Annotated in this window: 22 protein-coding genes, 1 tRNA gene and 2 pseudogenes; 5 read left to right on the top strand and 20 right to left on the bottom strand. The window is 62.3% G+C overall.

The genetic code is table 11. The features are described from left to right. Positions 1-365: 365 nt before the first annotated feature. Positions 366-1325 carry an IS110 family RNA-guided transposase gene (locus D6860_RS15535; RefSeq protein WP_076625957.1) on the bottom strand — a complete coding sequence of 320 codons (960 nt, stop codon included), beginning with the start codon at positions 1323-1325 and terminating at the stop codon, positions 366-368. Positions 1326-1523: 198 nt separating this feature from the next. Further along, positions 1524-1780, bottom strand: a pseudogene (locus tag D6860_RS15540) (transposase); the annotation flags it as partial. Positions 1781-2092: 312 nt separating this feature from the next. Here D6860_RS15540 and D6860_RS15545 point away from each other — a divergent pair. Continuing rightward, positions 2093-2416 (top strand): H-NS histone family protein, encoded by a 324-nt coding sequence (locus D6860_RS15545; RefSeq protein WP_076625956.1) that lies wholly within the window; start codon positions 2093-2095, stop codon positions 2414-2416. Between the two features lie 142 nt (positions 2417-2558). Here D6860_RS15545 and D6860_RS15550 read toward each other — a convergent pair whose 3' ends face one another. From D6860_RS15550 to D6860_RS25295, 10 genes are read right to left on the bottom strand one after another with little or no spacing between them, the layout of a single operon-like run. After that, positions 2559-3569, bottom strand: a complete 1011-nt coding sequence (locus tag D6860_RS15550) for an ATPase, T2SS/T4P/T4SS family (protein ID WP_076625955.1) — start codon at positions 3567-3569, stop codon at positions 2559-2561. Next, complete coding sequence (locus tag D6860_RS15555; RefSeq protein ID WP_076625954.1) at positions 3569-5083, bottom strand: TraB/TrbI/VirB10 family type IV secretion system protein; 1515 nt, start codon at positions 5081-5083, stop codon at positions 3569-3571. Before D6860_RS15555 ends, D6860_RS15550 begins: the two co-directional genes overlap by 1 nt. Before the next feature lies 1 nt (position 5084). Next, entirely contained in the window at positions 5085-5825 is a 741-nt protein-coding gene (locus D6860_RS15560; protein ID WP_076625953.1) for a TrbG/VirB9 family P-type conjugative transfer protein, read from the bottom strand. Between the two features lie 2 nt (positions 5826-5827). Then, entirely contained in the window at positions 5828-6481 is a 654-nt protein-coding gene (locus D6860_RS15565) for a VirB8 family type IV secretion system protein (protein ID WP_128549252.1), read from the bottom strand. A 22-nt stretch (positions 6482-6503) separates the two neighbouring features. Next, on the bottom strand, positions 6504-7556 hold the full coding sequence (locus tag D6860_RS15570) for a TrbL/VirB6 family protein (protein ID WP_076625951.1): 1053 nt from the start codon (positions 7554-7556) through the stop codon (positions 6504-6506). Continuing rightward, entirely contained in the window at positions 7556-8068 is a 513-nt protein-coding gene (locus D6860_RS15575) for a hypothetical protein (RefSeq protein WP_076625950.1), read from the bottom strand. Before D6860_RS15575 ends, D6860_RS15570 begins: the two co-directional genes overlap by 1 nt. A gap of 36 nt (positions 8069-8104) precedes the next feature. Beyond that, a complete protein-coding gene (locus tag D6860_RS15580; RefSeq protein WP_083698001.1) occupies positions 8105-8935 on the bottom strand; it encodes a type IV secretion system protein in 831 nt (276 codons plus the stop codon). Further along, on the bottom strand, positions 8928-10094 hold the full coding sequence (locus D6860_RS15585) for a lytic transglycosylase domain-containing protein (protein WP_083698000.1): 1167 nt from the start codon (positions 10092-10094) through the stop codon (positions 8928-8930). Before D6860_RS15585 ends, D6860_RS15580 begins: the two co-directional genes overlap by 8 nt. Next, the gene (locus D6860_RS15590; RefSeq protein WP_076625948.1) at positions 10069-10302 is read right to left on the bottom strand and encodes a hypothetical protein; all 234 of its coding nucleotides are present in this window, start codon (positions 10300-10302) and stop codon (positions 10069-10071) included. The genes D6860_RS15585 and D6860_RS15590 overlap by 26 nt, the downstream gene beginning before the upstream one ends. Further along, positions 10299-11567 (bottom strand): VirB4 family type IV secretion system protein, encoded by a 1269-nt coding sequence (locus D6860_RS25295; protein WP_162607130.1) that lies wholly within the window; start codon positions 11565-11567, stop codon positions 10299-10301. Before D6860_RS25295 ends, D6860_RS15590 begins: the two co-directional genes overlap by 4 nt. On the opposite strand from D6860_RS25295, the gene D6860_RS25300 reads away from it, so the two are divergent. Further along, positions 11526-11627: transfer RNA gene (locus D6860_RS25300), tRNA-Phe, on the top strand. The two genes, D6860_RS25295 and D6860_RS25300, sit on opposite strands and share 42 nt — an antisense overlap. On the opposite strand, the pseudogene D6860_RS26005 reads toward D6860_RS25300, so the two are convergent. The 5 genes and pseudogenes from D6860_RS26005 to D6860_RS15615 form a co-directional block, all read right to left on the bottom strand. After that, positions 11583-12671 (bottom strand): annotated as a pseudogene (locus tag D6860_RS26005) (hypothetical protein); the annotation flags it as partial. The gene D6860_RS25300 and the pseudogene D6860_RS26005 overlap by 45 nt on opposite strands. After that, positions 12661-12942, bottom strand: coding sequence for a VirB3 family type IV secretion system protein (locus D6860_RS26010; RefSeq protein WP_083697999.1), 282 nt, complete (start codon positions 12940-12942; stop codon positions 12661-12663). The gene D6860_RS26010 and the pseudogene D6860_RS26005, both read right to left, overlap by 11 nt. A 54-nt stretch (positions 12943-12996) precedes the next feature. Next, positions 12997-13317: a TrbC/VirB2 family protein gene (locus D6860_RS15605; RefSeq protein WP_083697998.1), complete on the bottom strand. Its 321-nt coding sequence runs from the start codon at positions 13315-13317 to the stop codon at positions 12997-12999. After that, positions 13314-13979 carry a lytic transglycosylase domain-containing protein gene (locus D6860_RS15610; protein WP_083697997.1) on the bottom strand — a complete coding sequence of 222 codons (666 nt, stop codon included), beginning with the start codon at positions 13977-13979 and terminating at the stop codon, positions 13314-13316. Before D6860_RS15610 ends, D6860_RS15605 begins: the two co-directional genes overlap by 4 nt. Continuing rightward, a complete protein-coding gene (locus tag D6860_RS15615) occupies positions 13957-14286 on the bottom strand; it encodes a hypothetical protein (protein ID WP_128549254.1) in 330 nt (109 codons plus the stop codon). The genes D6860_RS15610 and D6860_RS15615 overlap by 23 nt, the downstream gene beginning before the upstream one ends. A 444-nt stretch (positions 14287-14730) precedes the next feature. Between D6860_RS15615 and D6860_RS25490 the strand changes: the two genes are divergently transcribed. The 3 genes from D6860_RS25490 (at position 14731) to D6860_RS15630 (ending at position 17889) form a co-directional block, all read left to right on the top strand. Further along, positions 14731-15516, top strand: a complete 786-nt coding sequence (locus D6860_RS25490) for a hypothetical protein (RefSeq protein WP_076625945.1) — start codon at positions 14731-14733, stop codon at positions 15514-15516. A gap of 301 nt (positions 15517-15817) precedes the next feature. Next, positions 15818-17062, top strand: coding sequence for a replication initiation protein RepC (repC, locus tag D6860_RS15625; RefSeq protein ID WP_076625944.1), 1245 nt, complete (start codon positions 15818-15820; stop codon positions 17060-17062). 515 nt (positions 17063-17577) lie between these two features. Next, positions 17578-17889, top strand: a complete 312-nt coding sequence (locus tag D6860_RS15630; protein ID WP_076625942.1) for a hypothetical protein — start codon at positions 17578-17580, stop codon at positions 17887-17889. 121 nt (positions 17890-18010) lie between these two features. On the opposite strand, the gene D6860_RS15635 is transcribed toward D6860_RS15630, so the two are convergent. The 3 genes from D6860_RS15635 to D6860_RS15645 are packed head-to-tail and all read right to left on the bottom strand — an operon-like array spanning position 18011 to position 20681. After that, on the bottom strand, positions 18011-19507 hold the full coding sequence (locus D6860_RS15635; protein ID WP_076625941.1) for a mannitol dehydrogenase family protein: 1497 nt from the start codon (positions 19505-19507) through the stop codon (positions 18011-18013). 20 nt (positions 19508-19527) lie between these two features. Next, positions 19528-20280 carry an SDR family oxidoreductase gene (locus tag D6860_RS15640; protein ID WP_229743327.1) on the bottom strand — a complete coding sequence of 251 codons (753 nt, stop codon included), beginning with the start codon at positions 20278-20280 and terminating at the stop codon, positions 19528-19530. Next, positions 20277-20681 carry a nucleoside/nucleotide kinase family protein gene (locus D6860_RS15645; RefSeq protein WP_076625939.1) on the bottom strand — a complete coding sequence of 135 codons (405 nt, stop codon included), beginning with the start codon at positions 20679-20681 and terminating at the stop codon, positions 20277-20279. The genes D6860_RS15640 and D6860_RS15645 overlap by 4 nt, the downstream gene beginning before the upstream one ends. Positions 20682-20741 lie beyond the last annotated feature (60 nt).

The following is a 20741-nucleotide window of genomic DNA, read 5'->3' on the forward strand; positions in this document are numbered from 1 at the left end:
TAGTCTAGAAAGTTAATATTTTAACAGACGAGGGTCTACTTTTGAAAACCATATCAATCCCAGTGCAGCAAATGGAAATCTGGGTAACAGTGCTTACTATACTCGGTATCCTTGCTGTCGCGGCGATCATTTTCTGGCTTCTGGCAGTGCGGCGCGGCGGCTCCCGAAAATCGTGCCATTGGCGCAGGCGTCCGGAAGATGACAGGGGCCGCCTTCGGGCCTGGCACTGTTGTACTTGTCAGATCACAGCCTACTCGGCAGAGCGCGCGCGCCCATCAATCTGCCGCCGGGGCACCCTTTCCAGCCGTCTTTAAGCGAGCATGCGGAATTTGAATGCTCCTTTTACGCTCTAGCAACTGTATCTTTCAGGGGTGTCTGTGCTCCCATTCCCGTCGGCTTTTGCACAGAGCATTGGCGATGATGACGAGCTTGCGCGCGACGGCCGTGACGATGACCTTGTGTGGTTTCCCGGCTTTACGGAGCCGATCAGCGAACGCTTTGAGCGTCGGGTTATGATGCGAGGCAACCAGCGCTGCCTGGAACATGACATGTCGTAGGGCGCGTCTACCACCGGCGATTGCGCGCTTGCCACGCAACGTTCCGCTGTCCTGCGCCACTGGTGCCAAACCGGTCAGGGCCGCAGCTTCTTCGCCGGTGAGAGCGCCGAGTTCGGGAAGTTCGGCGATCAGCGTTGAGCTGGCGACTGGTCCGATGCCGGGAACGGAACGAAGGATCCGCGCGGTGTCCGCGAGATGCCTGTAGCGCCCCAAAAGCTCTGAAATTCTGCTTTCCAACTCGGTGATCGCAACATCCAACCTCTCCTTCAACTCCACATCGATATCCTCGAACAGCTCTGCCGTTCCCGATTTCCGATGCGCCCGGATCTGCGCCAGAAGCCGCTTTCGCATCTCGACCAGCTGTGCCCGTCTGGTGGTCAAGGCCCTGAGAAGACGTAGATGTTCGGCGGGAAGTGTTCGTCCTGCCTCGGGTCTGAAGACCAAGAAGCGCGCTATGAGTTCGGCATCGATCCTGTCGGTCTTTGCTCGGGTTCCAAGGCTGCGCGCGAAGGCCTTGACCTGGGCCGGCGGCACTTGGCGGGCCTCGACGCCTGCATCCTGAAGATAGGACCAGAGCCGCCATTCCTGCCCACCCGTCGCTTCGAAACAGACGACGGCTCTCTGGTCGTGAGCGAGATCGGACACCGCGACATGGCCATTATCGGTATTGGGGATGCGATGACGCTGACCGTCCGGAAGCCAGTGAATATCGAGCCAGTCTCGGCTCACATCTATCCCGATGATCCGACCGTGTGTTACCTTCTCCATGCTCTCCTCCTTCTGATACGCGGTCCCACGAGGGCCGCTGGCAACTGTTCGAGACAATGAAGGAGAGGCGGTGCCGACAGGCTAAGAAGCGTGGCCATGCCACAAGGGTCAGACGTCGCGCACCACCCCGTCACGGGTCCTGGCCGGGACACGTGACGGGGTCACGCTAGCAGATCTACGATACAGAAGGGTCAGGATTCATAACCAGTAGATCACGAGTGCGGTGAGGGCTATGGCCAAAAGGAAAACCTTCGGGCACCGGTCATAGCGGGTGGCCACACGCCTCCAGTCCTTGAGTCTTCTGAACATGATCTCAATGCGATTACGCCGCTTGTATCGGCGTTTGTCCACTGCCCGGCAGGGTGTTGCGCAGCAATGGCCCGAGAGGGGTATTTGACCGGTGTCTTGCCTTTCTTTCGGCTTGGGATATAGGCGCGTATCCCCTTGTCTTGCAACAGAGCCGTGGGCACCGCTCTGGACTGTGAGAGATGGAACGTGGTTTGCGCCGTAGAATGAAGTTTCAGTCCATAACTGATCTTCTCCGATGGGGTGGTCCACCTCCGCTTTGTGATCAAGGGCCTTTCCAATCTACCTCTGTGGCGATCTGAAAGTAGAAGTGTTTGAACTTGGTCTTCAGATGAGTTCATCACGGCTTGGCGCGAATGAATATAAAGCATAAATACAAAATTTAACGATGTATATTTCCGTAAAAATTATATAAATTTAGTGTACTTCGAATGGATGACCCGAAACAGAGAGGCACGAAAATGAATTCGAACATCGATCTCCTCGAGATGGACCGTCAAGAGCTGACAGAACTGAGTAAGAAAATTTCAAAGGCTATAGAGAGCTACGATGCTCGACAAAAAGCAAAAGCTCTGGCTGCTGCACAAGCGTCGGCCAAGGAGTACGGCTACTCACTTTCCGAGCTTGTCGGCCCTGGCGGTGTGAAAGGCTCAAAAGGGGCGCCGAAGTATGCACATCCAGAAAACTCCGCTCGAACCTGGACCGGAAAGGGCCGTAAACCGAAATGGGTGAACGAGCATTTGTCGAAAGGGGGCATATTAAACGAACTTGCAATCGACGCTTGAGCAGTGCGGCGCTGGTCGCGGCCGGTGGCGCGGGAATACGTACCCAAGAAACCGTGTCTGCTCCGCGACCTGCGCTCAGCTCTCGGACGCTTAGGCGCTGCCTCAATATTTCTCAGGGCGGGGCCATATTGTTCAGTATATTTTACTCCTGCTGTCGTGGTGCGCATACCCCCGGCAGAAAAATCTCCGCAACCCCCCGCCGTCCATCTTCGCGCCCAAGCTGGATCACCACGTCGATGCTGTGCGCACAGTAGCGGCGCACCTCTTCGAAGCTCATGTTCAGCCCAGTGCCCAGCACCATCATGGCAAGCCGATCAATGGCCTTGAGCGCGGTGTCTGCATGAATGGTGGTGAAAGATCCACCGTGGCCGGTGTTGATGGCTTCGAGAAAGGTGAGGGCCTCAAAGCCGCGGAGCTCGCCAAGGATGATCCTGTCGGGCCGCATCCGCAGGCTGGATTCCAGGAGCTTGGCCGGGGACTTCTCCGATCCCGGCAATCGGTCCGATTTCATGCAGACGGTGTTGGCGTGGCTCGGAAAAAGCTCGAAGGCGTCCTCGATGGTGACCAGCCGTTCGCGCGGGTCGACCATGTCGAGGAGCGCGCGAGCAAAGGTGGTCTTGCCGGTGGAGGTGCCGCCGGAAATCACCACGTTTAGTCGGTCCTCGATACAAAGCCTCATGGCCTCGGTGACCCTGCTCGAACCGCTCAACTCACGAACCTGCTGCGCCCGGTCCCGGCGGCGCTTGTCGAGATCGACGAGCTCGCCATGCAGAAGCGTCATGTCCCCGATCTCGAGCTTGGACTGCGAATACCGCCGGAAGCAGATCGGAGGTGCGCCTTCGATCACCGGGGCTGCCACGACCTGCGCCCGCAGTGGCGCGCCGGCATGCGTGATCTTGCCCGACACGATCGGTTTTTTCGTCGAGAGCGGCACGTCGACCTCGGAGGCGATGGCCTTGGCGAGGTCCGCGGCCTGGGCTGGCGCGACGCTTAGCCCTTCGGCCCGCTGCATGTGGCTGTTGCCCTGCCGCTCGATCCAGACGCTGCCATCGGGATTGATCGCGACCTCCACTACGTCCGGATCCCCGAGATAGGAGCCCAGGGGCGCAAGATAGCTTTCAAGGAAGGATGCGCGCGGCGGAGCTGAGGTCATCAAAAGAATTCCAGATCACGATCAACCATGACGGTGATGGCGCTGCCTTGCTCTACAGTGATGATCGGGGGCAGGGTGGCGTATTCCGCCGCCGCCGATGTTGTGGTTTCGCCAAGATCCTCGGTCACGTTGCGGGCCATGTCCGAGGTGGTGTCATCGTCTATCTGCGCGGCAGCGATGCTGGGGCCCGCGCCGATGAGTGAGATCAGTGCGGCGTTGCCAAAGCGTGTTCCGAAGCGCGTGTCGACGTGCCCGCTGATGCCCGAACGGCCCACCTGGTCACCGCCGAACGCCGAAAGCTGCACCGATTGGCCGCCGGGGGTCACGAGGCGGGTCCAGCCGATAAGAATCCGCCCCTGACCGACATCGATGTCCGAGCTGTAGGACCCGAAGAGGCGGGAGCCGGAAGGGATCAGCACCTGGGTTTGATCGAAGGACCAGACCGGGTAGTTGACCACGGCCGAGACGGTGCCAGGCAGGGAGGAGTCGACCGCGTTCTCGAGGCTGGCCTGAATCATCGTGCCCTGCAGAACCGTGTAAGAGGGATTGGCAATTTCGGTCGCCTGCTCCGTTGGGGTTACCCCACCGCCACCAGAGACAAAGGCGCGCAGCGTGCTGTCGCGTGACTCTCCGCGAGGGCTCAGCTGGCCGAGTGTATCCTCAGGTCCGTCAGTCGATGATCCCGCGCCACCTGAGCTTGCGCCACTGTCGTAAATCACCGCTTCGGATTCGATGCGGGCCTGCAGCTCTTCCTGCTGCTGGCGCTGGCGTGCGGCGAGCTCGCTCTCGCGCTGAGCTTGCCTCCGGCGCTCGGCCTCCGCGTCTTGGGCCTCCCGCGCGGCGTCATTGCTGGCGGTGGTGATTTCGGTCTGGAGCGTCTGATTTTCCCGGCGCAGCGATTCCAGCGTCTCTTCCTGCTGGGTCATCCGCTCTTCATTGGCGGCCTGCAGAGATTTCAGCTGATTGGCGAACTCCTCGCGCATCTGCTGCGCCATTTTGGCATTCTGCTCCTGCGTTTCCTGCAGGGCACGGGAGAGGTCCGCGACGAGGACGCTGTTCTCGTTGCCCGCGCGACCGGACAGATCGGCGAGGCTGTTCTGCAGCTGCTGCACCTGCTCTTGCAGGGAGGCATTGCGCTCTTCGAGGGCGCTGCGCTGACTGTCGAGCTGATCCTGGATGAGGCCGAAGTCAAAACCGTCGTCCTCGGGCTCGGGTGCCGCGGCGGGCGCGATGTTGCCGAAGCCGCTGCCGGTAGCCCCGTCCTGAAATTCGGTGACGTTGGAGGTCTCTATGGGCGCGCTGTCCTCTTCGCCCGCGACCATGGCGTAGGCCAGCACAACAAGCAGGCAACCTCCGACACTGCCGAAGACCAGCTTGCCGGCGAGTGAGTTGAGCCCCATCGCCGCGCGGCTCTGCCTGCGCTCAACGCGGTAGGCTTTCTCCCGCGGCGCGCCGTCACTCTCGAAGACGGTGTCTTCGACAGCCTGATCGTCGGTGCCCTTGTGCTCGGCCATCTCAGAACTCCTTCCCGGCAAGGCTGCGGAGAATGAACGGGTCCACGGTCTTGCCGCCCGCGACGTGGCGGATGCAGATCACCTCGTCGCCGATCCGGATGGTGAAGGCCTCAGCCACACCGCCGACGCGCACGACCCGGCCGCGCGTCTGCGAGTTCACCGTCAGCTCATAGCCCTCGCCGTCGACGGCAAAGATCGAGGGGCGGACCCCCTGGCGGAACTCGAAATATGTCGCATGCCCATCGTTCCAGACCGCCTTAGGACGGGCCTGCCCTCCACCAGCGTATTCGTAGCCGGTGTCGCGGGTGCCGATCGCCTTGGGCGTGCTCGAGGTCCGGGCCGGCTGGTCCTCGGGATATTTGACCGCAACGCGGTAGGTAGGGGTCTTGCTGCGGCCTTCGGTCAGGACAAAGGCGATGGCACGCCGCGAGGTGTAGATGGTCATATTGCTGTGGGCGCTGCCGATGACCGGTTTCACCGAGACCGTGTTGCGGTTCGATAGAACCTCGACATCGAAGGCCTCGGAGTCCCCGAGGAGAACTTGCTCGATCCGTTCACCGCGTCCAAGCTCGAGCGCGGTGTTGGTCCGCAGGTTGGTGTCCACGCGGATCACGTCCGAGGGATTGTACCAGACCGAGCGCACGCGGGCGTCCTGGCCCATGGTTTGCGGCGCGCGTTCTGCCAGCGCGGGTAGCGGCAAGAGGAGGAGAGCGACGAACATGAGGGCGTTGGTGTGTCGCATGGTCAGCCTCCCAGCGTCTCGGCGGAGACATTGAAACTTGTCACCGTAAAGCCGAGGGGGTTTTCCCAGACCCGCTCGAGGGCGCGTTCCTCGCGCGGCTGGAACTCGAACCCGATGACCGCCACGAAGGGGCGGGTGACGCTGTCCTGGCGCGGCGTGCGCAGGGTCTTCTCATAGCGAACCTGGGCGACGGTCGGTTCGAGGAAGGTGATGGTTTTCACCCGCACGGTGACTTCCGCCCCCTGCCCATAGAGGCGGGGCGGGTAGCTTTCATTGTCGCTGTCATTGCTCCAGAGCGCCACCAGCGAGCGCCGCGCGCCGCCGGTGGAGCGGCGCTGCACGCTTTCGAGCCGTTCCTGGATGCCGGCCATGAGGAAGGACTCGCGGTCCGAGACGTAAGAGACCACGAGGCTTTCTTTCATCGCTTGCTCGTCGTCGATGCCGGTGGGTTGAACCTGCATGATGCGTTCTGCCTCGCCGGTGTCGCGATCCACGAGTACCGTGAAGACCTCGGTTGTCTTGAGCGGCATCATCGTGACAACGGAGAGGGCCATCAGGACCGAGACGCCGGCGGACACGCTGGCTACAATCCAGGCGCGTTTTTCGCTGCGGCGCGGGCCCATAATGATGTCCGTATCAAAGCTGTGTTCTTTCACCAAAACCTCCTTCGCGGGCCAATTACTTGCCGCCCTTGGCGACGGATTTCTGCGCCAAGGACACGGCGAGCCGCGCGGCAGCGGCCGCAGTGCCAGGCGCGCCACCCGCAGCGCTCGAGATCGCCGTGCCGACCGCGTGACCCTCCCGGCGAGCGGTAGAACTCATCCCGTATCTGGGTGCCTTCCGGCCAGTCATGCCCTCGGCCATGCCGCGAGCGCCGGCGACAGTACCGTAGCTGTGGGATTTGGCTTGCTGGTAGGTCCCGGAGGCGGCCTGTCCGAGGCCGATGGCGGTCGAGCCGAGAGACTGCGCGATGGTTGGAACCATGAACATGAGCCCGGTGCCGAGCATCATGACCACCACGAAGCCGATGATGTCGCCGATGGTCTCTGCGCTATCCGGTTCAGGCGCGAGCATCTCACTGGTGGCGATGGTGAAGCCGGCCATAGCGGCGGTCAGCAGGGGCACGAAGGCGAACCCCAAAGCCAGCTTGGTATAGGTCTCGAAGATCGGCGCGGATTGCTTGAAGAGCGTGCAGGCAATCGCCAACGGCCCCACAACAATCAGCACCGCGATCATCAGTTTCGCGGCGCATATGACGACGATGGAGATGGTCGCCATGAGGGCCGCGATGAGGAACATGAGCAGGCTGGCGAGGGCGCCGGAGATGTAGGAGCCGTTCTCGGAGACCGCTTGGCCAAGGTCGAGGGCTTGTACATAGAGCGTGTCGAGACCGTGGTAGAGGTCCGTGACGCTGGCACCAGTCATGGCTGAGAGTACGGTTCCGCCCAACTGGCTCGGGGTTTCGGCCAAGATACCGTAAACCGCGTCGAAGTTGGCGAAAGACGAAAGGAAGATCGCGACTAGCGCGATCCGCATGATGAGGCTTAACCCGTTACTGAGCGTCATTGGGACGGTTTGGATGGCGAGGTTGATCCCGGTGATTGCCACGAGGAGCGTCGCGCCGACGCGGAAGACCGGAAGGACTGAACTCGCCACTTCGTCGTAGGCGGCGGCGCCGACAGACGCGGCTGTGGTATCCACCGCCGACAGGACATCTGCAATGATGGCCATCAGGGAGCCTCGCGGCAGGTTTGATTCCGGAAATCTCGATATTCAGCGTACACGGTGTTCTTGTTCGCGATGTTGTACTCGCGCAGCTTCTGCATCTCGGTCTCGGAGATGTCCTCGGGCATCACGCCAAGGAACTCGACCGAGAATTCCTCGAAGGAGCGCGCGGCCTGCGGGCAGGTGCAGGTTTGCTCTTCGAGGCGCTGCACCTTGTTAAAGGTCTGATAGGCGGTGCGCGCCGTGCCGAAGTTGAACCCCGGCTTGGCGAGCAGCCCAACCTTCGGCGGCTCCCGGCGACACAGGACCTCGTCGCCTTCGAAGAAATACATGCTGCGGCGCTGCATTTCCTGCATGATGGCCAGCAGCGCATCCGCGTCTTCCGCCTCTACGGCCGCGATGGCTGCGGCTCGAAGCGCCCGCGCGGACGCGGCGCTAGCGTCCCCGGCCGATTCCGCGCCGCTGGCACCTACCAAGACGAGGCTCGCCGTCAGGCCCGTAATCATTTTCGAAAGCATGTGAACCTCCTCTCGTAAATCGCGGATGGGCACCGCTCAGTCTGCGGTGCCCGAGTAATCAAAAAAGCTGCGCTCCTTGGCCTGTTCGGCGGCCCAGTTCACGCCGGTCTGGCCCTGCGCGAGGCCTGCGGCGGCATTGAGCCGCCACATCTGGCCGAGCATGAAATTGGTCTCGGCTGCCATTCGCGTGTTGAGATCGACGCTCTCCTTGAGTGTCTCCTGATTGGCGATCTCGTCCACTAGCCCGTTGACGCGCTCGAGGCTGGATTCAGCCTCTTCATACGACAGCTGCGCTGCGGCAATCGCCGTCGCGCTGGTGCCGGCGGTCTGGGCGATGACCTTGTCCTGAGGGTTTTCCGAGGAGGAGAGCTGCGAGAGCCGATCGGAAGTCAGCCCGGCCGAGGCCAGCGTCTCGCGCATCTGCTCGGCGGCGTGTTTTTCACCCATGGTGACATCGCCATCGAGCAGGTTGTCGAGGAGGGCGTCGAAATCTCCCATGGCCAGATCATCGGCAAAGCCGCTGAGATCGGTTATCTTGGCAGCGCGGTCCCGCAGGTCTTCGGCGCTGTTGTAGAGCGTAGCGATGTCGTTGAATCCGGCCAGCGAGTCCCCGATGAACTCGAGGCTGGTGATCTGCTCCATCTGCAGTTCGATCTGTTTTTTCAGCTGCTGGATCTGCTCGATCTGGTTTTCGGCATCCTGCAGTGCTTGCTGAAGCTGCTCGACATTTTTGGCAAGGTTCGAGCTGTCGACCACCGGTACGCCTTGGGCGAGACCGGGTGCGGTCAGCGCGAGCGCAGCGGTGCTGGCTAGACCGAGGCAAATGGCAAGGCGGCGCAGGGCCGTTCGAGCGGTCCTCTTACTCATCGCGATACTCCCAGAAATTCGTGGCCTGCAGCCCTTGGGCGGCGTCCGAGAGACCGCGGGCGGCGTCGACTTTCACCTGCGCGGCGCGCAAGCGCATGGTCAGCGCCATGAGCCGGGCCCGCTCGGCCATCAGGTAGGTGTTATGATCGACGGCCTGCTTTTCGGTCTCAGGTTTTGCCTGCTGCAGGAGGTCATAGATGCGCTGCATTGCCATATCGATCTGGCCATTCATCTCTCCGGCGTAGCCCATGGAGGCATTCGACCAGTTGCCCCACTGCGCCGAGGCGCCGTCGACCCCGGCGAGGGTGCCGGTCTGATCCCTGCCGGTGATGAACGAGAGGTAGGTCTGGTAGTACCCACGGATCCGGCGGACATAGTTCTGGGTCTCGTCGAAAGGCGGCACGCCGCCGTATTTGTTGACGTTTCCGGGCCCGGCGTTATAGGCGGCCAAGGCAAAATCGATCCGGCCATAGGACTTGAGCTGGGCCAGGATGTAGCGCGCGCCGCCGTCAAGGTTCTGCCAGGGATCGCGCGGATCAACGCCGAGATCGGCGGCGGTGCCGGGCATGAGCTGGCAAAAACCCATGGCACCCACATGGGAGACCGCGGCATTGTTGAACCGGCTTTCCTGCTTAATGAGGGACTGGAAAAGGATGCGCCAGGTCAGCGGGGTCAGGCCTGCCGCGCCAACGCCGGCATGACCTTCGTACTTCGCTGCAGTTTCGATGATCATCTGCTCAACGCTGGCATCCTCGCCAAAAAGCCGCTGCGCGTTGCTGCTGTCCTCTTCGGTCACCGGGTAGGTCTCGTCCGCGCTCGGGAAGCCGCCCACACCGTCTTCGAAGTCGGAGACATTGGTTGTGCCTGTCGTCTGCTCAAGGAACCGCGCATAGGCCTCCAGTTGCTCTTCGTGCAGATCCTGCTGCTCTTTGCGATTTCCGAGCTTTTCCTGCTGCTTGGCAAAGTCGCGCGTGCCTTCGGACAGCCGCGAGATCGCGTTGGCAAGATTCGAGCCGTCGACAACTGGCACGCCCTGCGCCAAAGCGCAGGGTGCGGTGACCGCAGTGAGCATCAATCCGGCGACACCCAATCCCGCCGCCCTAGCCAGCGATGCCGGGATCCTTGATGTGCGCTCAGAGCGGAGAGAACTGGCAATCATCGCTCCCCTCCGCGGCAAAACTCATCTGGGAAGGCGACGCGGCGCTCCGGCTCACCACGGCCCCGCGCGTCGCGGTGGCGGGAATAACCGCGTAGCTGCCCTCGGTCCGGAACGTGCCGGCGCAGGGTGACTTGCGTCCGGTGGAGACGCCGGCGGCGCAGCTGGCGAGAGCGAGCATCAGGGCGGCGGTGGAGAGGAGCTTTGTCATGCCATGTCCTTCCAGAAATCAGACTTACGGCGCCACTCGAAGGGCGCACGGTCTTCGCCTTTCGCCCCGCCGCCGAGCACGGTGACGAGATCCGGACCGAGGCCGGAGAGGTCGAAGTTGACGAAGAGACTGTCGCCGGCCGAGCGCAGCAGCGCGAGCCTCAGCCCGCCGGTGCTCTGCGAGACAAATTCCGCCTCGCGGTCATTGAGCTTGAGAATGCGGTAGTCCTCGGGATGGGCCGCCGGGTTCGGAAACAGGATCTGCGTCGAGACCATTTCCGAGATGATCGAGCCGACGCTGGATTGCACGAGATGCCCGGGGGTTTGCGTCAGCATCATCACCACGCAATTCTTCTTGCGCATGGTGACCAGCCATTCCTGCAGGCGCTTCACGAACATCTCGTCGTTCAGCATCTTCCAGGCCTCGTCTATGACGAGGATGGTGGGGCGGCGATCCTCAATGATATTCTCGATCCGGCGGAAGAGATAGGCCAGAAGCGCGGTGCGCTCGGTGCCGAGATCCAAAAGCTCGCTCATGTCGATGCCGACGACATCCTCGCCGATCTGAATGCCGGTCTCGGCCTCTTCATCAAAGAGCCAGCCAAAACGGCCTGCCACGGTCCACTCGCGCACCCGGGCGACGAGATCACCATCATCGTCGGTCTGGTTCACCGCCGAGGCCAGGGCCGAGAAGCTGCGCAGTTCGGGCTCGGCCGCCACCACGCGGCGGATGGCGTCATTCAGCGCCACGGTCTGGAAAGTCTCGAGTGGACGGCCGCTGCGCGAGAGAATGTCGGCGGTCCAATCGGTGAGCCAGGCCGCGCCGCGGCTGGCGGTCTCGGTGAGGAAGGGATTGAAGCCCGTGGGCTGGCCGATGCGGACGGTGCTGTAGGTGCCGCCCATGGCGCGCACGGCCATCTCGAGGCCGAGGTCCTTGTCGAAGACCACGATGCGTGCGCCGACGCGGCGGGCCTGGGCCATCAAGAACGCGGTGCCGAGCGTCTTACCCGAGCCCGGGCGCCCCAGCACCAGCGTGTGCCCGCCCGAGGGCTCAGCGGTGCGCGAGCCAGGCTCGTGGAAATTGTACCGGTATTGGCACGACGACACCGAGGGCAGGACGGTGACGGTCTCGCCCCAGGGTGATTGGTGCTTGTCGCGCCCGGGCGCGCCTGCGTGGAAGGCGGCAAAATCTGCGAAGTTGGTCGAGGTGGTCAGTGCGGCGCGGTGCCGGTAGCGCCAATTGCCTGGCGCCTGGCTGAAGAACATGGCGCGGGCGGCAAAGCTCTCGCGCACCAGCGTGGCGCCCGACTCCTGCCCGGCGCGCCAGACTTCCGAGGCGGCCTCCTCGAGGGCCTGTTCGCTGGCTGCGGTGACCATGACGGTGAGCTGATGCTTGCCGAGAACGCCGCGCCCGGAGGCGATATCGTCGAGAAGATCGTAAAGCCCCACGCGCAGAGATTGCGCAGCATCTTCGGTCGCCCCCATCTGCCGGGCGGTGCGGGCGATCTTTTCTTCGGCCTGGTTGTTCCGGATCGGCGTGAAGCTGTTGGTGACCACGATGTCGTAAGGCAGTTCCAGCGCGTCGAGCACGGTCGGCAGCGATTTGCTCGGCCATGCCTTCACACCGAAAATCGCGCCGAAGCGACGGGTCGTGCCATTGTCGATATCAAATCGCTTTCCCTTGAAGAGATATTGGGCGTTGGTCATGGAGGTCGAGAGGAACTGGCCCGGCTGGCCGTGCATGGGCTGGAACTCCTGGCCCTGGATCGTGCCAAGATAGCCCAGCCAATCGCCGTCCGAGACGCGCAGCCGCCGGAACCCCACGGCGTGATACATGGCCTGCAGAAGGCCCATGGCTTCGGCAATGCGCTCCTTACGCACCACGAGATCAGCCTCGAAGGTGGCTCTTACGGCCCGGCCCAGACCCATCTTCTGGCTTGCACTCGGACGCATGGCGAGCGTGAGCAGCAGGGTCCGGCGTTTGAGGGATTTGGCCGCGATGGTCTCGTGCCAGCGCCGATCAATTTCCGCAGCGAAGCCATTCTCATCCATGGGCGCGAGGTCGAGATCCGCGGGGATGGTGATCTTGTTCACGTAAAAGCCGAAACGCTCGCCAAGCTGGCCGACAAAACGGGCAAAACCCTGCGTCAACGCCTCGATCTCCGTCGCCTCGGCGGTGAAGCTGTCGACGCCGCCAATGACGGCCGAGGCGAGGAGGTCCCCCTGGCGGGTCAATATGAGGTCATCCTCGGGGGCCGAGAGATAGGGCAGGTGCCGCGCCACCGGCTCTTCGGCAAAGAGGCTCTCCGGAAGCACCGAACGCAGCAGGGCGCTGTCCTCGAAGAGGGCGGACAGGCGGTTAAGAGACATAGTGATTGCCCCTATTCCGCTTGTAGGTCCGCGTACGCGGGGTGGTGGAGAGAACCCCTATCACGATCTGGAAGAGATGCGGGTTGCGGTCAGCCACGAGCCAGAGGATCGGATAGGCGATAAGCGCAATCCCGAGGAACCGCACATCGTCGAAGGCGACGAAAGGGATCACCGAGCCGAGCGCCAAGCTGATGAAATAGCCCAGCGGTAGTCCAAAGAACTTGGGAGGACGTGTCAGCCCGAGAAACAGGGGGTGCTCTTGCATCGGCATGCGCTCCAATAAGGAAAACCTCCCGGCCCTAGCCGGGCGGGGAGGCTCATGGCATCAGGTGGTCGAGAAACCGTCGATGATAGTCTCGGCCGAGAAGACCAGAACAACACCGACGAGGATGACCAGAAACAGCGGCCAATTGAGGCGCCCGGTGAACATCATGTAGCCGGCGCCGACGAGAGCGAGGATCGCGATCAGCCTGCCGATGGGGCCGGTCAGAGCATCGACAATCGTACCGAGCATATTCTCGAGTGGATCGAGGTTTTGCGCCAGCGCGGGCTCGGCGACGAACGCGAAGATGGGCAGCAGGAAAAACAGCCCTTTCCAGTTGAGGGAGGTGAGGCGGGTCCAAGTCCCTTTGCTGAACGTGATCATATGCGGTCCTTACCGATGGTTGCTAAGTAGACGTCGAGCACCTTGCGCACGTGCTCTTGTGTCTCCCGGTAGGGAGGAATGCTCTGGTACCGGGCGACGGCATCCGGACCGGCGTTGTAGGCGGCAAGCGCCAAGGGCACCGATCCAAATTCTTCGAGTTGCATGAGAAGATAGCGGGCGGAGCCGTCGAGGTTCTCGCTCGGGTCGTGCGGATCGACGCCGAGGGATTGCGCCGTCCTAGGCATGAGCTGACCAAGGCCGATCGCCCCCACAGGGGAGCGTGCCGACTGCCGGAAATTGCTTTCTATGGCGATATTGGCCCGGAAGAGGGCGCCCCACTCCACGGGGGAGATGCCGGCGCGTCGAAGCCCTGGATGGCGGGCGTGGGCCTGCGCGACGGTGGAGACTAGGCGCTCAGTCTGCGCAGTGCCGTAGCGATGGGCGAGGCCGGGACGCGAAGGTATAACGGAGGGGGCAATTGGCTGCGCTGGACCGGTATTAAACGGGAGGTCCCTCGGCTTTCCGAAATCGAGAACCGAGGCGGTGACCCGCCCCGCGTCTCGCGGGCTGCCGAGATCGATGACCTCGGCTTTGGCCCAAGGTGCAACTGCCGTGAGCGCGGCGGCCGCACAGAGTGTTTTAGTCTTCCGACGTGTCCTCATAGATTTTCCAGACCGCGCGCTCTCCTACGTGACGCGGAACGGAAATGGGGGAGACGCCGAGATCCATGCCGAAGGACAGGAGACCTGTCAGAGTTCGGATGGTCTTCGTCTTGATATCCCTGCCGTGGACAAGAAGCAGTCGGTGCGTTTGGCCGTCAACTTCGGCAACGGCGTAGAACTTCCACGCGGCCTGGAACTGGTTGCTCACCCGCGTAGGCGCCTCGATGCACTCGACTTCGACTGTCCCACCGGCTTCCAGGGTTTCCCTCACTCCCGCAAGCGTAATCACTGGTGAAACTTCTCTCATTGGCTTGCCTCGCTCTTGGGGTCGTTCGATTTGTCGAGTGACGTGGAGGAGGCTTACACAGTTTTTGATTATCGAGAAATATGCATGAGATCAATACATAATTAGTAGTATACATAATTAATTATAGTGTATAATAGTTATGTATTGAACAAATTCACCTGTTTGTGCGCTCCGCAGCCTCCTCCGGATAGGTCGCCTGGCCGGAGGTTCTTGGGGGAGGGGAGAGCGAGCTTCCCGAGGCGGAGTTTGATCTGCAGCGCCTACGCCAAGTGGTAGCGACGACACGACATGCTAGCGAGCCGCCGCTTGAAACCTACGCGCGCTAAAAAACTTCCAAACACATAAGTAGTGCATTCATAAGTGATGTATTGACCTTAATGGATACTGGACGATTCAGTTTGTGATGTGTTTAGTGGCAGCACACCTTATGCGGGAGTTCGGATAATGAAGCACCTTTTCGGCGCTGCGGCGACCGCAACGCTGGCAGCCGCCGCGAGCTTGGCTATGCCAGCGCAGCCAGCACAGGCCTATCAGGTCGACTGCGCGATTTTGCTCTGCCTTTCCGGCGGCTGGCCAGCCTCCACGCCCTGCAGTATGGCCAAGGCGGAGTTCATCCGTCGGATCACCCCATCACCCATTGAGCCGCCGCTGCAGATCTGGCGCTGCCCGATGCACGCGACCTATCCGGGGAGCTTGGACCGAACGCCGGAGCAGCGCCTTCATGATATTGCGTTGGGCGAAGGCGTACACTCGGTCCAAAGCCCGTATGACTTCGTCGCTTTTGGTACCAGTTACCGCAAGCGCGAACTGCCGCAGCACGCGGCGATCTCTGCAGTACTGAGACGTGATACAGCGGATAGCGCCCTGAGCCAGGAGCTGGTGCAGCAGGTCGCGAACTACTCGTCCGAGAACGGCGTCGCCGACATCGATATTAGCGATCCGGTCTTCGATTTCGTGCGCTCGATCCGCGTTTACAGCGTCGAGCACATGCACCAGCGGGCGCGCGGTAAAGACAATGACGATTGCCAGCGCTCTAACCGGATACGCATTGGCCGCTATGGTCAGCAAGGGGAGTTCTACTGGCGCGACACGGATCCCTCGGCCTTGCCTGCCGCCTTCGTTGGGAATGAAGGTTGGGGTGCAACCTGCCCCTATATCTCGCGCCGAGCGGTCTTTGTGGACTGGTCGGACTACCAAGGCAATTATGGCTACGAGCAAGTGAACTACTAGCGGCGTCTTCACGGGGCGGATCCGCTACAGACGTGGCGGCCCCTGATCTACGCTATGCCGATGGAAGCGGTGCTATTCAAGAAAGGAGCGATTTCTCCCCCCCAAATAAGAAACCCCGCGAAGGCGGCAACCTTCAGCGGGGGGAGCTCTTAGAACGAGGGTCTGCAAACCCTGTAGCAAGCCTCATCACTTGTTACTCTATCAGCCTCTCCCCATCGCAAACAAGCAAAAACGCACCTGTGCGAACGGGTGGATATTGCCAACTGCCGCCTCGCCAAACCCAGACGAGGAAAATAAAATAATGCATGTGGCTGAAGCCATCTCACCGGTCCAACAACAAAGCCCCTTCCCCTCTCTACCACAGGGCATGGAGCGCGACGGGTTCGTGGCGCTGATCGACGCCGTGGCCCCAAGGCTCGGAGTCAGGAGTGCTGCGTTGGCGACGTTTCGCACAATGATCGCCGCGACGCGTCCCAGCGCCTTCAAGAGCGGCTACGAGGAGCCCTGCTGCTATCTTCAGCAATCCGAGATTGCCAAGCGGCGACAGGTGTCGTCGAGTCGGATCCGGGCAGACGAGGCGCAATTGGTCGCGGCCGGCCTGATCGAAAAGCGGACGATGGGCAACGGCGCGCGATCAGGCTTTGTCGGGTGCGGCGTGTACTTTTCCGTCGCCATCAAACGCTGTCAGGAATTCTTCACGCTACGGGAGGAAAACGAAGAGAAGCGTCGGCAGCACGCCAAGCTGCGGGGTCTGCGCAGCATCCACAAGAAGCACCTGAAGAGTTGTCTAGCCGAGTTGATCGCGATGCACGGGGCAGCGGGCGAGGTGCAGGCCGTTGCTGAGGCGTTCGAAAGCTGGCCGAGTGCCGACAAGCTGCACCGCATGCCGCTTGCGAACTTACGGGCGCATGTCGTCGAAGCTGATGCTCTCTGCACTGCGGCGCTCGATCTGCTGCATGCGATGTCGGAAACAGGCGATGGACCGCATGAAAACGAGCGGCCCTATATACAAGATACAACCCAAGATTTTAATAAAGTACCTTGTAACGCTGGCGTTCAGCAGCCGAACGCAGGCAAGCAAGCGTCCTTGAACACTGATGACGGCGCACTTGGTCACGCCTCGTCTTGCAAAGAAAAAAAGGATTGGGAGCGAGGAGCTACGCACAAGTCAAAAATCCTCACCAACATCCCAATTCAAACATTTATTCCGCTCGCCTCAGAGGAAATGCGCTTTTACCTAAACGCGCGCCGGCAAGGACGCGGCGGCTGGTCGAGTCTGAGCCTGCATGACTTCACGGTTGCCGCGCAGTCTCGGGTGCCAGAACTCGGTATAAGTCAGTCGGTTTGGGACGATGCCGTCCGAAAAATGGGCGTGGAGGACGCGACTTGGTCCATGTTCATCCTCGACGCCAAGGCCTGCGATCCGGACACGCCAATCCTCAGCCCAGGCGGGTACCTGCGAGTCATGACAAGGCGGCACGAGGAGGGAACGCTGAACATTGTTGGTGGGCTCATCGGACTGTCGGTGCGCCGAAACGGCCAATAGCGGCGCGGTCATCATCGAGAAGAGCGCTAACGCGACCTTTGAGTGGTGGCCCAGCTTACAAACCATCGTACTGAGGCGTTTGGCAAAACGCTAGGAGCGAGCTTGGTGCCGTGCATGGCCCAGAACGAACATTGTTACGCTGAGTTAAGCAAATTCCCGCTTAAGTTGATCTGATCTCGTTGCAGGCACCTTTTGGGATTCTGTTACTACCGCCACGGTGCGACCAAGTGCGCCGCACAAGACGGCTGACCACGTGTTGGTGCGGTCGGTCGAGAAAGGAAAAGTAATGAACCAATTCAACCACTCCACATACCAACAGGAGGTTGGATCGGTCGAGGAGGAACCTCGACAACGTTTGCGCCTGGAGTGCATTGGCCGGGCCGCCATTATGTGGGCCGATCCATCGGTCTCAAAACGCGAGATCGTCGCGGTGACAGGCCTAGAGGCACGCGAGCTTCGGCGGCTGTTCGGCAGGCGGCGTCACCCGTCTGTATGCGAGATCTAAGCTAGCAGCCTTGAGCAGCTCGTTTGCGCGTCAGCTAGCCGCCAGAGCGCGCGAACGGTTCCACGTGTCAACGGCGGAGAAATACCGTATTCTCCAGGCGGAGGTGGAAAGCCCCGACAAGGCCGCGCTTGCCTCCCGGGACTTCGTTTGCGCCGCGGTCCGCCGACACTGCGTCCTTGAGCTTGGGGAATTCCGGAAAGATGCGGTCGAGACGATGGCGCTCGAGGCCGGCTTTCCCGAAGCCGGTCGCGAGGGCGTCGTCGCCTACGTCCGTGAACAGCTGGCGGGGCCCATGAAGGCAACGTCATCCGCTATCAGCTAGACCCGGCGACTTGCAGGGCGTGAAGCTGGGGTAAGGCGCGATGCCGACATGCCAGTCCGGCAAGGGTGGGCTGCGGCCGCTGCGGAATATATCGGGCGCCGCCTGTTGGGACCAATGGGGCTCATCCCGTGACGTCTTCGCAGGTCACACCGGGAGATTCAGGTCGAGAGCCGGGCAGCCACCCGTCTGCATAGGCCTTCAGCACTGCGGCAAGCCCGTCACGGTTCAGGGCATCTGCCGCGGAGGAGACGGCGTGTCGCAGCCTTTCGTCCCTGCCGAGGGCGCCGAAGACAACGGTTTGATCGAGGAAGGCCTCCGCGCCGTCCCGCGCGCGAGCCGTGAGCGTCTCGCCAAGAGGGTCCGCAATCGGAAACGGCGGGTCGGCGCAAAAGCGCATCCAGATCGCCAGCTCGACCGCAAGCCCCTCGATTTCAAGCCCGCGGGCAAGAGCATCCGCGATCGTGGGCAGGATGAACTTGGGTTGTCGGTCCGATCCGTCCTCTGCCAGCCGCGCGATTGTGTCGCCGATGGCCGGGTTGCGGAAGCGTTTCAGGACGTCGTCAAGATAGGCGGCGTAATCAACCCCCGGCAGCCTGCCGAGCGTCGGGATGGTCTCGCGCAGGGCGACCGTCCGCAGATAGTCCGCGATGACCGCGTCCTGCATCGCTTCATGCACGAGCCGGTGGCCGCGCAGGGCCGCAGCATAGCACAGCGTTGCATGGCTGGCGTTGAGCAGGCGCAGCTTCATCAGCTCATGGGCGCTGACGTCGTTCACGAAGGTCACGCCCACCTTTTCCAGGGGCGGTCGTCCGGCGCTGAAATGATCTTCGATCACCCACTGCCGAAACGGTTCGCAGGTGACCGGCGCGGCATCGCGCAGGCCGAGGGCACGATCGGCGAGTGCCGTTTCACCGGCACCGGTACGGGGCGTTATGCAATCGACCATGGAGTTGGGGAAGGCCACGTTCTCGCGGACCCAGGCGCCAAGGTCAGGATCCTGGGCATCGGCAAGCGCAAGCGTCACCCGGCGCGTCGCATCGCCGTTGCCCTGCAGGTTGTCGCAGGACAGCACCGTGAAGGGCGTGACCCCGGTCGCCCGGCGTCGGCGCAGCGCCGCAAGCGCGATGCCGAAGACCGTGCGGGGCGTGTCCGGCGTTGCGATATCGGCCTGCAGCGCAGGATCTTGCAGCATGACGGTGCCGTCACTGTCGAGAAAGTACCCTCCTTCGGTGACCGTCATGGACAGGATACGGATCGCAGGATCGCAGAGGCGGTCCTGCACCGCCCGGGGGGCCACCGGGCAGAAGTCGATCATCGCCCCCGTGACACGGGTGCTGGCGTGACCGTCATCCAGATCGGTGACCGAGCTCAGCCAGTCCTGCGCCGCCAGCCGGTCGCGCATGGTGGCATCCGCGGGGCGCAGGCCCGCGCCGACGATGGCCCAGTCGAACCCCTCTCCCAGGGAGAACAGCCGGTCGAGGTAGACCGCCATGTGGGCGCGGTGGAAATTGCCCACGCCGATGTGAAGGATGCCCGGTGACAGCGCGGCGCGGGCATAGGCCGGGCGCGTGACGGTCTCGGGAAGCCGGGGCAGGGCGGTCAGGTCGAGCGTGCGCATGGGCTGGGCATCCTGTGGCATCAGACGGCAGTGAAACCGCCGTCGATGGGCAGGCTCACGCCCGAGATCATCGAGGCCGCGTCGGAGAGCAGGAAAACGATGGGCGCCGCGATCTCCTCCTCGGTCGCCCAACGTCCCAGCGGCATGGTCTCGAGGAACGGCTTTTCGACATCGGGGCGGCCCCAGTACCACGCCGACATGGGCGTCATCACCACCGTCGGGTTGACGCCATTGACCCGGATGCCGTGTTCGCCAAGCTCCAGCGCCGAAACCCGCGTGATGTTGTCGAGCGCCGCCTTGGACGAGCCGTAGCAGATGTGGCCCTTCAGCCCGACCAGCGATGCCTGGCTCGAGACGTTGACGAAGACGCCGCCGCGCCCGCCCGCGACCATCTGCCTGCTCGCGTATTTCGTCACCAGCAGCGATCCGCGAGCGTTGATGCGCATGACCTTGTCGAAGACCTCGATGTCGGTTTCCATCGGGGTGGCGATCTCGCCGCCCCAGCCACCGCAATTGACCACGCCGTAAAGATCGAGCCCCTCGAGCGCCTCGCGTACGCTGTCTTCGGAGGTCAGGTCGAAGGGCAGGGTGCGGCAGCCGGTGTTCTTCGCGAGGTCGGCAAGCGCCTCTTCGTTGCGGCCGTTGGCGATGACATCGGCCCCGAGGGCGCAAAGCTGGCGAACGGTGGCGCCACCGATGCCGCCGCTGGCGCCGGTGACGAGGATTGGGCCCTTGTCGAAGCTGTACATGCTGGTGTCCTTCTGATTGGTCATGTGGCGGCCTGGCCATCGTGGCCTTGCGCCAGTGAGGGGGAGCCCGAGAGGGTGATCTGTGCCGGGTGCGAGCCCTGCAGCACGGTCCGCCCGTTGGGCATGTCGTTGGCATCGACTTTCGCCGCCGCGTCGCCTTCCGAAAGCCCGAGCGCGCGCCAGCGCCGCATCAGGCGCGCCCGAAGCACCTCGGGCGCCTCGCCGAGCGCGATGGTCAGGTCGAAATGCCGCGAAAGATCACGCCAGCCGGGCCGGTCGAGCAGCAAGTAGTTGCCCTCGACCGGCACGATCTCGGTCTGCCGGGAAATGACCCGGGCCGCGTTGCGGTCGATCTCGGGCGCGTTGTTGCGCGCCAGCCGCCGCAGCAGGTGTTCGAGAATGCGGTCAAGGCAGGCATCGATCATGACGCGGCCTGAAGGCGCTGGCGTGGCAAGGGTGGTCTCCTCCGGATGCCGTGGCTCCTC

This window comes from Salipiger sp. D13 (assembly GCF_003703915.1).
In the GTDB taxonomy this organism is placed as follows: Bacteria; Pseudomonadota; Alphaproteobacteria; order Rhodobacterales; family Rhodobacteraceae; genus Salipiger; species Salipiger profundus.